Genomic DNA, 12,308 nt, shown 5'->3' with positions numbered 1-12,308 from the left:
CATGACTGCATTATCTGGTTGGGTAGTACGCGTTGTATGGGTGTTATCGCTATTGATGACGGGAGCCACGCTGGCTACGGCTGATGATCTCGCCGTTGGGGCAGCCCCCGTTGCCGTGGCCCCAGACAGAGAGGCGGCGGAACCAAATGCTCCCCGTTGGGTGCGCGCCTATGAGCATATTCTCTCATTTGATACCCAGGCGCACTTTAACCCGGACGGCAGCATGGAGATGCGGGAAAACATCAAGGTGCTGTCTTTAGGGCAAGAGATACGCCGTGGGATTTTCCGCACCCTACCGCTCACCTGGAACCGCCAGGACGGCAAGATTTTCAGCGTCGACTATCAGATTAAAGAAGTGTTGCGCGACGGAGTCGCCGAACCTTACAGCCTGGATAAGTCTTCGAAGACGCTGACGGTGCGTATTGGCAGCGCCGAGCACATCCTGCAACCGGCGATCTATAACTACCAGATCCGCTATCAGGTCAGTAACCACTTCAGCCGCTTCCCGGAGTGGGACGAGCTCTACTGGAACGTCACGGGTAACGATTGGGCCTACCCGATCACCAAAGCCAGCTTCCAGTTGGAACTGCCAGACGCCAGCAATTATCTGGATAACGAAGGCAGAGATACCCGGCTGCGCACGATTGATGTGTATACCGGAACGCGGGGAGCAAAAGAGCACAACGCCAGAATACTTCCCAACGGTGGAGTGCAAACCACGCAACCGCTGGACCAAGGCGAAGGCCTGACCGTTGTCTACACCTGGCCACGAGATATTCTGGCCGGTGCCGCCGCCCCACAAGCCTCTTCACCGTTGGTACACCTGCTATTACCCACGCTGGCAACCAGTGCAATCTGGATACCGGTGCTGCTACTCGTTGTCTATTGTTTGTGGTGGTGGCGTAACAACGTGACCGCCATCGGCTTGAAGATACCGCCAGTTGTGCCGCTATATGCGATGCCGACCAACCTGTCGTCAGGCTATCTGCGGTTTATTACCCAGCGTAAGTACGACGATGTGGCCTTCAGCAGTGATTTGCTGGATCTGGTCGCCAAACGCGGCGCGGCGATCACGCTCAAAGCGAGCAAATCCACAGGCCCGTGGTTTTCCAGGTTTCAATCGGCGGATGAGCAGTGGTTATCGTACCAATCGGATAACAATAACAAACGGCTGACCGCCGGAGATAAGCAGTTACTTGGCCTGCTGTTTAGCGGCAGCCGAAAAAATATCAACCTCGGCCTGGCCTATCAGCGGCCAATGCAAAATGCCCGTAAATGGTTGGAAAAACGTAGCGAAGACCAGCGTGATAAATTATTGAACAAATGGGGTAAACCGGTGCGCCGTGCGGTCTATATCATGCTGCTGATCCCGGTGATCTGCGGGGCGCTGTTTAATCTCGGCGCGGCAGTGATCACCATTCCTGCCCTGATATTCCTGCTGCTCGGGATCTCGCTACTCTCTTTACCGCTGAGATTTTTATTTAGCCCGAGAAAAACCTGGAATACTCTTGGGTTCATCCCTTTGGTTATTTCGCTGATATTTGGCCCGCTAGCCACCCTTGGCGGTGGCGCTTTCTTGTTTGGCATGTTGCCCCCGACTCAGTTTCCAGCCGGCTATATTGGCGCGCTGCTGGTCGCCATTGTGCTATGCATCGTCTTTGGCTTTATGATCCCGCGTTATACCCAGCAAGGGTTCAATGATCTAGCCACCGCACAAGGGCTGAAACTGTACCTGGGCACGGCAGAGCGGAATCGCTATCAGGCGCTTTACCCACCCGATCAGTTGGTTGCCCACTTTGAGAGCTTGCTACCGGCTGCGCTAGCGCTCGGTGTGGGCAAAACCTGGGCCAACACCTTTGCCGAATATCTCAGTAAATCCGGAGCTATGTCGGAAGCCTTTGCCGACGCAGACTGGCAGCGCGTGAATCGCTTTAGCCGCTCCTGTACCGCATCGTCTATGGCTACCCCCAGCAGCAGTTCAAGCTCCGGTTCAAGTTCATCAGGCTCCAGCTCTCGGGGATCTGGATCTTCTGGAGGTGGTTCATCGGGTGGAGGTTCCGGTGGCGGCGGCGGTGGCGGTTGGTAAATGCCCCAATCAAGTTGAAAAGCTATTAAGCATGGAAGGATAAATGGCTGGTTTTTTTGATAAGGCATTACGTATTTTCTGGCTGCTGTTGGTGTTGGTGAGCGGAGCTGCTCAGGCGGCTGACAGCGAAGTGCCACAGGGAGAAGAACATATTCTCTCGTTCGATACCGTGGCACACTTTAACCCTGACGGCAGCATGGAGGTACGGGAAAACATCAAGGTGCTGTCTTTAGGGCAAGAGATACGCCGTGGGATTTTCCGCACCTTGCCACTGACCTGGTATCGCCAAGACGGCAAGATTTTTAATGTCGATTATCAGATCAAAGAGGTGCTGCGCGACGGAGAACCGGAGTCATTCAGTCTGGATCAGGCCGTGAAAGCGCTGACCGTGCGTATTGGCAGCCCCGGTCACATTCTGCAACCAGGGATCTATCATTATGAGATCCGCTATCTGATTGGCAACCACTTCAGCCGCTTCAGCGAGTGGGATGAACTTTACTGGAACGTAACGGGTAACGACTGGAGCTATCCGATAGATCAAGCCAGCTTCAAACTGGAACTGCCTGATGCCAACCACTATCTGAATAGTGCAGGTAAAGACACCCGGCTTCGCTCAATTGACGTTTACACCGGAGTCCTCGGGGCAAAAGATCACCATGCTCGGATCCTGCCCGATGGTCGTGTCCAAACCACACAACCACTCCGCCAAAGCGAAGGCCTGACCGTTGCCTACACCTGGCCACGCAGCATTTTGGCAAGCGCAAGCGCTCCGCAGGCCTATTCGCCGCTGGCGCACTGGTTATTGCCCACAGAAGAAACCCGCGTGATCTGGATCCCCACGTTGATCCTTATTGGCTTTTGCTTGCTGTGGTGGCTTAAAAACGTGACCTTCACCAGGCTGAAAATGCCGCCGGTTATACCGCTGTATGCCATGCCCGCGACGATGTCGCCAGGTTATCTGCGCTTTATTACACAGCGTAAGTACGACCACGTTGCCTTCAGCAGCGATCTACTGGATTTGATCGCCAGACGCGCCGTGGCAATTACGCTCAAAGGGAAAAAGAGCCAGGGCCCCTGGTTTTCCAAATCCCTGCCGAAAGAGGATCAATGGCTATCGCGCCAACCCGCTGGTAATAACAAACGGCTAACGGCCAACGATAGACAATTAATGAATCTGTTGTTTAGCCTCGATACCAGCCACATCAATCTCGGCGAACCCAATCACAGGCCAATGCAAAAGGCCCGCGCATGGCTGGCAAAGCGCTGTGAAGACCAGCAAGAAAAATTATTCAGCAAATGGGGTAAACCAGTTCACTATGCTGCGTATATCACATTGCTGACAATGTGGATCTGTGCGGCATTCTTTAACCCCACCGCAGCAGTGGTCGGGATCGCCGCCCTGCTATTGTTACTGCTCAGCATCACGCTGTTTATTGTACCGTGGTTATTTTTATTTAGCCCAGGAAGAAAATGGTCCCCCTGGGGACCTGTCACTTTAGTTTTTTCACTGATAATTTGTCCTATTGCCCTCGCTGGCAGCAAAATTTTGCTGTTTACCGTGCTGCCCCTCAACCAATTTCCCGCAGGCTATTTAGGCGCGCTGCTGACAGGCTTTCTGCTATGCCTCGCCTTTGGCTGGTCGATCCCACGCTACACTCAGCAGGGGCTGAATGAGCTAGCCATTGCGCGGGGACTGAAGTTATACCTTGGCACTGCCGAGAGACACCGCTATCAGACGCTTTATCCACCCGATCAGTGGGTCGCCCATTTTGAAAGTCTGTTACCGGCGGCGCTGGCGCTAGGCGTGGGCAAGACCTGGGCCAATACCTTCGCCCAGCTCCTGAGAGATACCGGTGTCAGGTCGGAAACCTTTGGCAATGCCGATTGGAACGGGGTGAACAGCTTCAGCAAATCATGTGGATCATCTTCCACCCCCTCCAGCGGCGGCAGTTCAGGATCGGGATCAAGCTCCAGCGGTTCTGGATCGTCGGGTGGGGGCTCATCCGGTGGGGGTTCCGGCGGCGGAGGTGGTGGTGGCTGGTAAATAGCAACGCTGCGCCGTGCAAACCGGCGCGATGACATCTTAATTGCCCCTTCCTAGCTGACGGTGGGTGTAGAGCAGCAGAATCAAGGCAATCAACATCGCCAGCAGGTTATAACCCATAGCACCAGCAAAGGCTCTGGCATAATGCTGTGGATCTGCGCCCCCAGCCAGCAACGGAACAAAGAACATGCCGCTGGCCGCAATCCCCAGAGCACCGCCTACCTGCTGCACCGTTGACACCAAGCCAGCCGCCATACCGGCCTGATGCTCCTTCGCCAAGCCAAGCACCCAATTAAGCAATGGCGTCATACTCAATGCCTGACCAAAGCCCAAAATCATCAGGCCGGGTAAAAGTTGTAACGGATGGCTGAACGCTCGCCCCCATAGCACCTGCACCACCAGCAATACCAAGCCACTGGCGTAGACCACCACCCCGCCTGCCAACACAATATTACCCCAACGTTGCACCCAGCCCGGAGCCAAAAAGGAGGCCAGCATAAAGGCGGCACTGGCCGGAGCAAACAGGCAACCCGCCTGGAACGGCGTCAGCCCTATTCCGGCCTGTAACAGCAGGGCAAAACAGAGAAAGAATGAGGATGCGGTGGAGTAAATCGCCAGCACAATTACCGTGCCGCGGGCAAAGTGACCTTGGCGAAATAGCGCCGGATCGAGCACCGCATCACCGGAGTGACGGGCAAGTTGACGTTCCCAACGCACAAACCAGGCTAACAGCGCCACTGCCAGCACCATCATCGGCACGGTCCACCAAGGCCAGTGACGCGATGGGCCTTCCAGTAACGGGAACAGTAGCAGCAGCAAACCGCCAGCGGCCAGCAGCAGACCTTTAGCATCCAGCCGCTGCGCCTGCTCCAGCCTGGACTTCGGAATACGTCGTGCCGCCATCACCGCCAGCACGCCAATCGGCAGGTTGATCAGAAAGATCATGCGCCAACTGCTGCCCAGAATATTGGCCTCGATAATAAAACCGCCCAACACCTGGCCACAAATCGCCGCCAGCCCCAGCGTCATCCCCAAACGAGCAAAGGCTCGCCGCCGCTGCTCTTCGCCATACAGTACGCGCAATAAGGCATAAATTTGTGGAAACAGCAGCGCCGCCGCCGCACCTTGCAAAAAGCGGGCAACAATCAGCACCCACAGCGAACCTGCCAAACCGCAAAGCGTAGACGTCAGCGCAAAAGCCAACATGCCATAGCTAAACATACGCCGCCGGCCGAAGCGGTCTCCCAAGCGCCCACCAGCAATCAGCAAGATGCCGAAGGCCAGTTCATAACCAGCGATAATCAGCCCAACTTCAGCAAAGCTGGCGTTGAACTGTTGCTGGATCACCGGCACCGCTACGTTAACCACAAACAAATCGAACATGGTGACGAACCCACCAAGTAACAACACCGGCAGTCCCGGTAATCCGGCCTTTCTGTCAGACAAGGTATGCTCCATAACGCCTCCTGATAACATGATGGCGGCAGTATGGAACATGCTTTAAACTGTTACTATATAGCCAATTATACTATTACCAAGAGTAACAGGACCCACCGATGCCACCACGAACCCTTAACCGCACCCGTCAAGAGCTGGCAGATTTTCTGCGTATGAAGCGTGAAAAACTCTCTCCCCAGGCCGTTGGCCTTCCGAGCGGCACGCGGCGGCGTACGCCTGGGCTAAGGCGTGAAGAAGTTGCCGCCTTGGCTGGCGTGGGCCTGACCTGGTACACCTGGCTGGAGCAAGGGCGGGAAATCAATGCTTCGGTGGGGTTTCTGGAGGATCTGGCGCGGGTTCTGAAGCTGGATGCGACCGAACGCTATCATCTGTTTTTACTGGCGCATCAGCGGCCCCCGGTAATAGCAGGCCACCAGTGGTGCCAGGTCACGCCGTTGGTACGCCGCTTGCTGGACGATCTTACCCTGCGCCCGGCCTATGTGATGAACCTGAGCTGGGATATTATCGCCTGGAACCCGGCGGCAGACCGCCTGTTTGCCATCGCTGAGCGTCAGCCACAGCAGCGCAATATGCTGTGGATGCTGTTTGCCGATCCCGAACTCAATCAACGGTTGATGGGATGGCAGGAGCAGGCGCCGCAAATCCTGGCCAGCTTTCGCCGTGATTACGCCCGCGCCCCACAAGATGCCACCATGTTGCAACGCATTCAGGCACTGAGCGAAGTATCCCCTCAATTTCGCCAACTGTGGCAGCAGCACGATATTCATGGCCGCTGCCAGGGGCAACGCACTTTCCTGGTTGCAGGGGCAGGTGAAGTGACGTTTGAACACGCCTCGTTTATTGTCGATGAAGACAACCACCTGCGGTTGGTCATGTACAGCGCACAGCCTGATTGTCCCGCCAGTGCCGCCTTTGAGGCAATGCTGTAATCAGCGGGTACGGCGGCGAGCAAACGGATTCTTACGCTTTTTCTCTTTCTTGGCGGCCTCTGCTGCAGATTTCGATGCCGCCTTGTGGGCTTTGTCCGCTTCCGGCACTTCGCGCTGTTCGATCGGGAACACCGGCAGCGCCGCCAACAGGCGTGAACCATAGCTTTTGGTCAACAGACGGCGGTCATAAATCACGATTTCACCGTGGCACTCGTTGCTTCGGATCAGGCGGCCCACCTGTTGGATCAGGTTAAACGACGCGCTTGGCAGGCTCTGCACCTCAAACGGATAACGATTGAGGGACTTAAGCCATTCGCCCTCGGTGAGGATCACCGGGCTGTCGATCGGCGGGAAGGCAATCTTGTGGATATGCACCTGGGTCAGCAGTTCACCTTTCAGATCCAAGCCTTCAGCAAATGATTGTAGCCCGACCAACACGCTGGCAGTGCCCTTCTCTACCCGCTTACGGTGTTCTTCCACCAGCCGGTAGCGTGGCTGATCTCCCTGCACCAGCAACATCAGACGCAGATCGGTGACATAGCTGAGGAAGGTCTGCATCGCACGGTGGCTGCTGAACAGGATCAGCATCCCCTTGTGCTGGCCGCTGGCCTGCTCGCCACGGAAAAAGCGCGCCATCTCTTCCAGATGCTCGGCCTCGTTGGCCATCGCCGGTTCAAAACGCATCTTGGGAATGACGATTTTACCCTGTTCGACGTGATTAAACGGCGAAGACAGCGTTTCGAAGCGATCGCCCGCCTTCTCGCTCAGCCCGCTCATCTCTTGCAGCCGCGAAAAGCTATTCAATGAACGTAACGTTGCCGAGGTGATCACCACGTGCGGCACCTTGCGCCACAGCAGTTTTTCCAACTGATCGCTGACGCGGATGCCCACGCAATGCAGATAAAGATGGGTAACGTTATCGCGCAGTTCACGCGCAATCCATTTGGAGATCGGCGCATTGGAGGATTTATCCATCGCCGCCAGCCGCCACAGCTTGCTCATCGCTTCCAGGTAGCCCAGCGTGCGGCTCATCTGGATAATGGAACGATGCAACCGCACAATATCGTGCTTGCCGGTCTGCTCGGTGAGGTCGTTAAGAATAAATTCGGCCAGGCCGCGCAGGCCGTCCGTCAGTTTGAACAGGCGCGCGCAGATCTCGACCATTTCGGCAGGAAGTTCACCCATTTCGAAGCGATATTCGGCGTTGCCGCTGTCTGGCGGCAGATAGGCGTTGGCCTGGTGCTCAAAAATCTGGATCAGCTCGCGCAATTCTTCACAGTGGTTTTTTAGCCGTTCGCTATTGGCCAACCCCGGCGGGTTCTTTGGCCGGTACTGCGTCATGCACTGTTCCACCTGGCGCACGATCATATCGAGCTGGAGGTTGGTTGACAGCGCGGTGATCTCACCGTCAATCTCCAGCGCATCACGTGCCACCTCCGGCAGATGATGGCCTTCGTCCAGCACCAGCAGCAGCTCTTTCGGGTTCGGCAATACCGACTCGGTTTCCAGCGCAGCCATCACCAATGCGTGGTTGGCTACCACCACGTCGGCGGTTTCAATTTCTTTGCGGGCGATGTAGAACGGGCATTCACGAATATAGTGGCAGTTGCGCCCCAGGCAGTTGGCCTTGTCGGTACTCAGCTTGCCCCATAGGGGGTCATCGATCGATAGCGGGTAGTGATCGCGCAGGCCATCCCATTCATGGCGCGCCAGGGCTTTCGCCAGCTTTTGGCACAGCGCCTGCTCTTCACCACTGGACGGCGCCAGCTCGTCTTCGTCCAGGTACAGCATCAGATCGCCCTGTTCGACCACGTCGGTGCTCATCGCCGCCAGATTACGCGGGCAAACATAGCGCCCACGGCCAAACGCGCCGGTGAATTTCAGATCGGGAATGATCTTTTTCAGCAGCGGTAAATCTTTGCTGTAGATCTGATCCTGCAGCGCCACGTTGGCGGTACTGACCACCAGCGGTTTGCTTTCGGCACGGCCAACGGCAATACCCGGTATCAGGTACGAGAGCGTTTTACCCACGCCGGTTGGCGCCTCGATCGCCAGATGGCGAGGGTAATCTCCGGCCAGGGTCTTCGCCACTTCAGCGATCATCTGCCGCTGAGGGGCACGGGAAATAAAATCCGGTATTTGCTGCTGCAGGGCTTTGTACCACTGGCCGATCTGATCTTTAACTGCGGGGGAAAGCGCCATTCAACTCTTATCTATACGAAATGATGGCGCTATTGTCCCACAGACCGCCCGCGGCGTCAGCCCGAGTTACGGTTGGCTTACCAACATTGCGAAACGCACCGCAATGCCCCCCTTCTCTCACAGTGAAACAGTGATTTTTTTGCGCATAACCTCGCATGTTTGCACAACAGAACCCCGCCCCTCTGAAACAAAAAACGCCTCTCCTGGATTATTTTTCACCCTTCGATATCCATTTACCTGACCTGTCATAAATACATCACACAACTGCGGTAAAAAATCTTCGCTGCGCTAACTCCGGCAGTAAAGTAAAACAGCGATACAGCTGATGATAAGCGTCTTTCAATCGTACAAAGCAGGGAACACCATGAAACCTAATCTTCTTGCCGTTATTGCGGCACTTTTTATTGCCCAGACCGCACAGGCAGCAGAGATATACAATAAAGATGGCAATAAGCTTGATTTTTATGGCCGGGTAAAAGCACTGCACTATTTCTCTGACGATACCGGCAATGATGGTGATAAAACCTACGTACGTATCGGCTTTAAAGGGGCAACCCAGATTAACGATATGCTGACCGGCTACGGCCAGTGGGAATATCAGATCGCCGCCAACCATAGCGAATCGGATGGCACTAAAGACACTAAAACCCGTCTTGGTTTTGCTGGTTTGAAAGTGAAAAACTTTGGTTCATTCGACTATGGCCGTAACTACGGCGTTATTTACGACGTTGCTGCCTGGACGGATATGCTGCCGGAATTTGGCGATGACACCTATATCAAAACCGACAACTTTATGACCGGGCGCGCCAACGGCGTGGCTACCTACCGTAACAACGACTTCTTCGGCCTGGTCGATGGCCTGAAGTTCGCGTTGCAGTATCAGGGCAAGAACGAAAACGATGCCCGCGCCAACAGCAAAGCTAACGGCGACGGCTTCGGTCTGTCTTCCAGCTACGAAATCATCGATGGCGTCAGCGTTACGGCCGCCTATGCCTCTTCTAACCGGACTACCGGCCAGAAACAGAGCAGCTATGGCAAGGGGGATAAAGCCGACGTGTGGGCAACCGGCCTGAAATACGACGCCAACAGCGTGTATCTGGCCGCCACCTATGCGGAAACCCATAACCTGACGCCAATTTCCGGTACCGCGACCATTAATAATACCCCTACCTCAGTAAGCGGGTTTGCCAATAAAACCCAGAACGTGGAAGTGGTTGCGCAATATCAGTTCGACTTTGGCCTGCGCCCGTCACTGGCTTATGTCCAGTCCAAGGCTAAAGATATTGAAAGTATCGGTGACACCGACCTGGTGAAATATATTGATGTGGGTGCTTACTATTACTTCAATAAAAACATGTCCACCTATGTGGATTATAAAATCAACCAACTCGATGACAACAACAAGCTAGGTCTGAAAACCGACGACGTGATTGCCGTGGCTCTGACCTATCAGTTCTGATTTACGCTGTGACACATAACCACTACTGCAATTTATAGCTACGGCTATTTCTGAAGTGACTTCGCCGGGCGAATTCGCCCGGCTTTTTCATTACGACCATTGCTCACAAATCCGACACAAACAGCTTAATACTTGCCTGATTGGCCAATCGCAGCTAGATATAGAGGTCTCATCGCTGCCTTTGGAACCGCCATGCCTATCGATAGCCAGTTCGAGTTTCACTCCGCCTTGCACTACAGCAGTATGCAGTTGGCGCAAATACTCAGCCACTGTTTTGAGAACTACATTGTTCCCTTTGTGATCGACGGCGAAACCTTTAGCAGCCGCTTTGCCGCCGAAGACCTCAGCCTGAACCACTGCATTGTCGTCACCCACCAGCAGCATCCGGTGGCACTGGCCCTGATCGCGCGCCGGGGCCAACATAGCCGTGTGGCGGCCTTATCTATCCGCCCGGAAATGCGTGGCAGAGGGTTAGGCAGGACGTTGATGCAACGCATTATCGCGGATGCCCGTACGCGAGGCGATCGTCAGCTTTCGCTGGAGGTGATCGCCGGTAATCAAGCAGCCCTGGCGCTGTATCAACAGGCTGGCTTAGCCATCACCCGCACGCTATTGGGATTTCACGCCCCCTTGGCAACCCCGGAACCCTCGGCAACCTTGCAACCGATCGACCCGTTAGCACTTGCCCAGCAGATGACCGCCGACGGCCAGCGTGGCTTACCGTGGTTGATCGCCCCAGAGTCGCTGTATAAACTACCTGGCTCCCCGCGCGCCTTCACTCTGGAAAAGCAGGCTTTTGCTTTGGTGATACCGGGCGCACAGCAGTGCCATCTGCGCATGATTTATGTGCCGCCAGCGCTTCGCGGCCAAGGCCAGGCACGCCTTCTGTTGCAAGCACTACAAGCACAGTTTGCCCCGCTGGCGCTGTCGGCCAATGTGTTTGTCCCAGACGACGTCGCTCCCTTCTTCCAGCACCTTGGCTGGCGTGAAGATCCGTTGCGTCAGTTTGAAATGACAATGGCGATCTGATGCTTTCCCCCTAAATGATTCAGGGGGAATATTGCGGGGAACGGATTACAGCAGTGTACGTAGCAGAATAAACATCAGCATACTCAGCACCACAACCGCCAACGTATTGCGCAGGAAAACGGCCAGAACAATGGCGAACACGGCACCCCACAGATAAGGGTTTTCGGGCAGTGCGCGCCATTCATCCCCGTTGAAGGCGATGATTGGCCCGCAGATGGCGGTCAGTACCGCGGGCACCGAGAAGCTCAACAAAGTTCTCATCCGTTGCGATAAGCGCACCGGCAGGCCAGGTGCCAGGAAACAGTAGCGGTTGAAGAAGACGATCACGCCCATCAACACAATGGTCAGCCAGATCATTCTTTCCCCCTGCTGCACAGCAGCCCAACCAACATCGCCACCACGGTGGTAATAATCAAAGCACCTGGCACCTGATAATGGTGCAAACCGATCGACAGCATCAATGATGTCAACACGCAGGCCAGCACCGGCAGATTACGTACCAACGGCACAATAATGGCGATAAATGTCGCGGCGATCGAGAAATCAAGCCCGTAGCTATCCAGATCGATACTGCTGGCCGCCACTACGCCGAGCAAGGTGGCAAAGAACCAGCTCAGATAAAACGCCAGCCCAGCCCCCAGTGCATACCAACGGTTAAAACGCGCCGGGCCATGATCGCCGGTCAGAGCAAACAGCTCATCGGTCAGCAAAAACGCCAGCGCGACACGCCACCTCAGCGGTAGCGGAGCAATACATTCCCGCAAGCGTAGGCCATAGAGGAAGTGCTGGGCGGTGACAAAAAAGGTGGAGATCAGGATCGCCAGCATACCGGCACCGGTCTTGATCATCCCCATCGCCACCAGTTGGGAGGCCCCGGCAAAAACGATCGCCGACATCCCCAGCCCCTCAGCCGCCGTCAGGCCACTCTGGATCGCCATTGACCCCGCCAGGATCCCCCAGGGCAATACCGCCAGGCACAGCGGCAGGATAGCCACCGCCCCTTGCAAGGCCGGGCGCAGGCGCAACGTTGGCGGCTCCGTGAGTGTTGATTGGTAAGTCATTCTTTTCTCCTTGGAACGAAGGAGTAGCATAGCGCAGGAA

General features: G+C 55.4%; 9 protein-coding genes. 5 read left to right on the top strand and 4 right to left on the bottom strand.

Annotated elements, in window-relative coordinates; all coding sequences use genetic code 11:
• Nucleotide 1: 1 nt before the first annotated feature.
• Both AC6HVW_RS08390 and AC6HVW_RS08385 read left to right on the top strand, forming a co-directional pair.
• Nucleotides 2-2,086: a DUF2207 domain-containing protein gene (locus tag AC6HVW_RS08390; RefSeq protein ID WP_497569333.1), complete on the top strand. Its 2,085-nt coding sequence runs from the start codon at nucleotides 2-4 to the stop codon at nucleotides 2,084-2,086.
• A 43-nt stretch (nucleotides 2,087-2,129) separates the two neighbouring features.
• Nucleotides 2,130-4,130 carry a DUF2207 domain-containing protein gene (locus tag AC6HVW_RS08385; RefSeq protein ID WP_186486916.1) on the top strand — a complete coding sequence of 667 codons (2,001 nt, stop codon included), beginning with the start codon at nucleotides 2,130-2,132 and terminating at the stop codon, nucleotides 4,128-4,130.
• A 39-nt stretch (nucleotides 4,131-4,169) separates the two neighbouring features.
• Here the strand turns inward: AC6HVW_RS08385 and AC6HVW_RS08380 are convergent, their stop codons facing one another.
• Nucleotides 4,170-5,588: an MFS transporter gene (locus AC6HVW_RS08380; RefSeq protein ID WP_497569332.1), complete on the bottom strand. Its 1,419-nt coding sequence runs from the start codon at nucleotides 5,586-5,588 to the stop codon at nucleotides 4,170-4,172.
• A gap of 98 nt (nucleotides 5,589-5,686) precedes the next feature.
• On the opposite strand from AC6HVW_RS08380, the gene AC6HVW_RS08375 reads away from it, so the two are divergent.
• Nucleotides 5,687-6,517 carry a helix-turn-helix transcriptional regulator gene (locus AC6HVW_RS08375; RefSeq protein ID WP_021180495.1) on the top strand — a complete coding sequence of 277 codons (831 nt, stop codon included), beginning with the start codon at nucleotides 5,687-5,689 and terminating at the stop codon, nucleotides 6,515-6,517.
• Here AC6HVW_RS08375 and dinG read toward each other — a convergent pair whose 3' ends face one another.
• The gene (gene dinG / locus AC6HVW_RS08370) at nucleotides 6,518-8,719 is read right to left on the bottom strand and encodes an ATP-dependent DNA helicase DinG (protein ID WP_497569331.1); all 2,202 of its coding nucleotides are present in this window, start codon (nucleotides 8,717-8,719) and stop codon (nucleotides 6,518-6,520) included. It abuts the gene before it with no gap.
• 364 nt (nucleotides 8,720-9,083) lie between these two features.
• On the opposite strand from dinG, the gene ompC reads away from it, so the two are divergent.
• Entirely contained in the window at nucleotides 9,084-10,178 is a 1,095-nt protein-coding gene (gene ompC, locus AC6HVW_RS08365; RefSeq protein WP_071683257.1) for a porin OmpC, read from the top strand.
• A 192-nt stretch (nucleotides 10,179-10,370) separates the two neighbouring features.
• The gene (locus AC6HVW_RS08360) at nucleotides 10,371-11,207 is read left to right on the top strand and encodes a GNAT family N-acetyltransferase (RefSeq protein WP_071683256.1); all 837 of its coding nucleotides are present in this window, start codon (nucleotides 10,371-10,373) and stop codon (nucleotides 11,205-11,207) included.
• Nucleotides 11,208-11,252: 45 nt separating this feature from the next.
• Here AC6HVW_RS08360 and AC6HVW_RS08355 read toward each other — a convergent pair whose 3' ends face one another.
• Both AC6HVW_RS08355 and AC6HVW_RS08350 read right to left on the bottom strand, forming a co-directional pair.
• A complete protein-coding gene (locus AC6HVW_RS08355; protein WP_021805142.1) occupies nucleotides 11,253-11,564 on the bottom strand; it encodes an AzlD domain-containing protein in 312 nt (103 codons plus the stop codon).
• On the bottom strand, nucleotides 11,561-12,268 hold the full coding sequence (locus AC6HVW_RS08350; protein WP_071683255.1) for an AzlC family ABC transporter permease: 708 nt from the start codon (nucleotides 12,266-12,268) through the stop codon (nucleotides 11,561-11,563). The genes AC6HVW_RS08355 and AC6HVW_RS08350 overlap by 4 nt, the downstream gene beginning before the upstream one ends.
• Between the last annotated feature and the right edge of the window lie 40 nt (nucleotides 12,269-12,308).

The organism is Serratia sp. NCCP-200, assembly GCF_059697885.1.
Note: the sequence above shows the minus strand (reverse complement) of the source record. Positions and strands in the feature narration are given on the sequence as shown.

Coding starts and splice junctions, on each gene's coding strand:
- AC6HVW_RS08375 (WP_021180495.1), top strand. CDS start 5,687: ATGCCACCACGAACCCTTAACCGCACCCGTCAAGAGCTGGCAGATTTT.
- AC6HVW_RS08360 (WP_071683256.1), top strand. CDS start 10,371: ATGCCTATCGATAGCCAGTTCGAGTTTCACTCCGCCTTGCACTACAGC.
- dinG (WP_497569331.1), bottom strand. CDS start 8,719: ATGGCGCTTTCCCCCGCAGTTAAAGATCAGATCGGCCAGTGGTACAAA.
- ompC (WP_071683257.1), top strand. CDS start 9,084: ATGAAACCTAATCTTCTTGCCGTTATTGCGGCACTTTTTATTGCCCAG.
- AC6HVW_RS08350 (WP_071683255.1), bottom strand. CDS start 12,268: ATGACTTACCAATCAACACTCACGGAGCCGCCAACGTTGCGCCTGCGC.
- AC6HVW_RS08355 (WP_021805142.1), bottom strand. CDS start 11,564: ATGATCTGGCTGACCATTGTGTTGATGGGCGTGATCGTCTTCTTCAAC.
- AC6HVW_RS08380 (WP_497569332.1), bottom strand. CDS start 5,588: ATGGAGCATACCTTGTCTGACAGAAAGGCCGGATTACCGGGACTGCCG.
- AC6HVW_RS08390 (WP_497569333.1), top strand. CDS start 2: ATGACTGCATTATCTGGTTGGGTAGTACGCGTTGTATGGGTGTTATCG.
- AC6HVW_RS08385 (WP_186486916.1), top strand. CDS start 2,130: ATGGCTGGTTTTTTTGATAAGGCATTACGTATTTTCTGGCTGCTGTTG.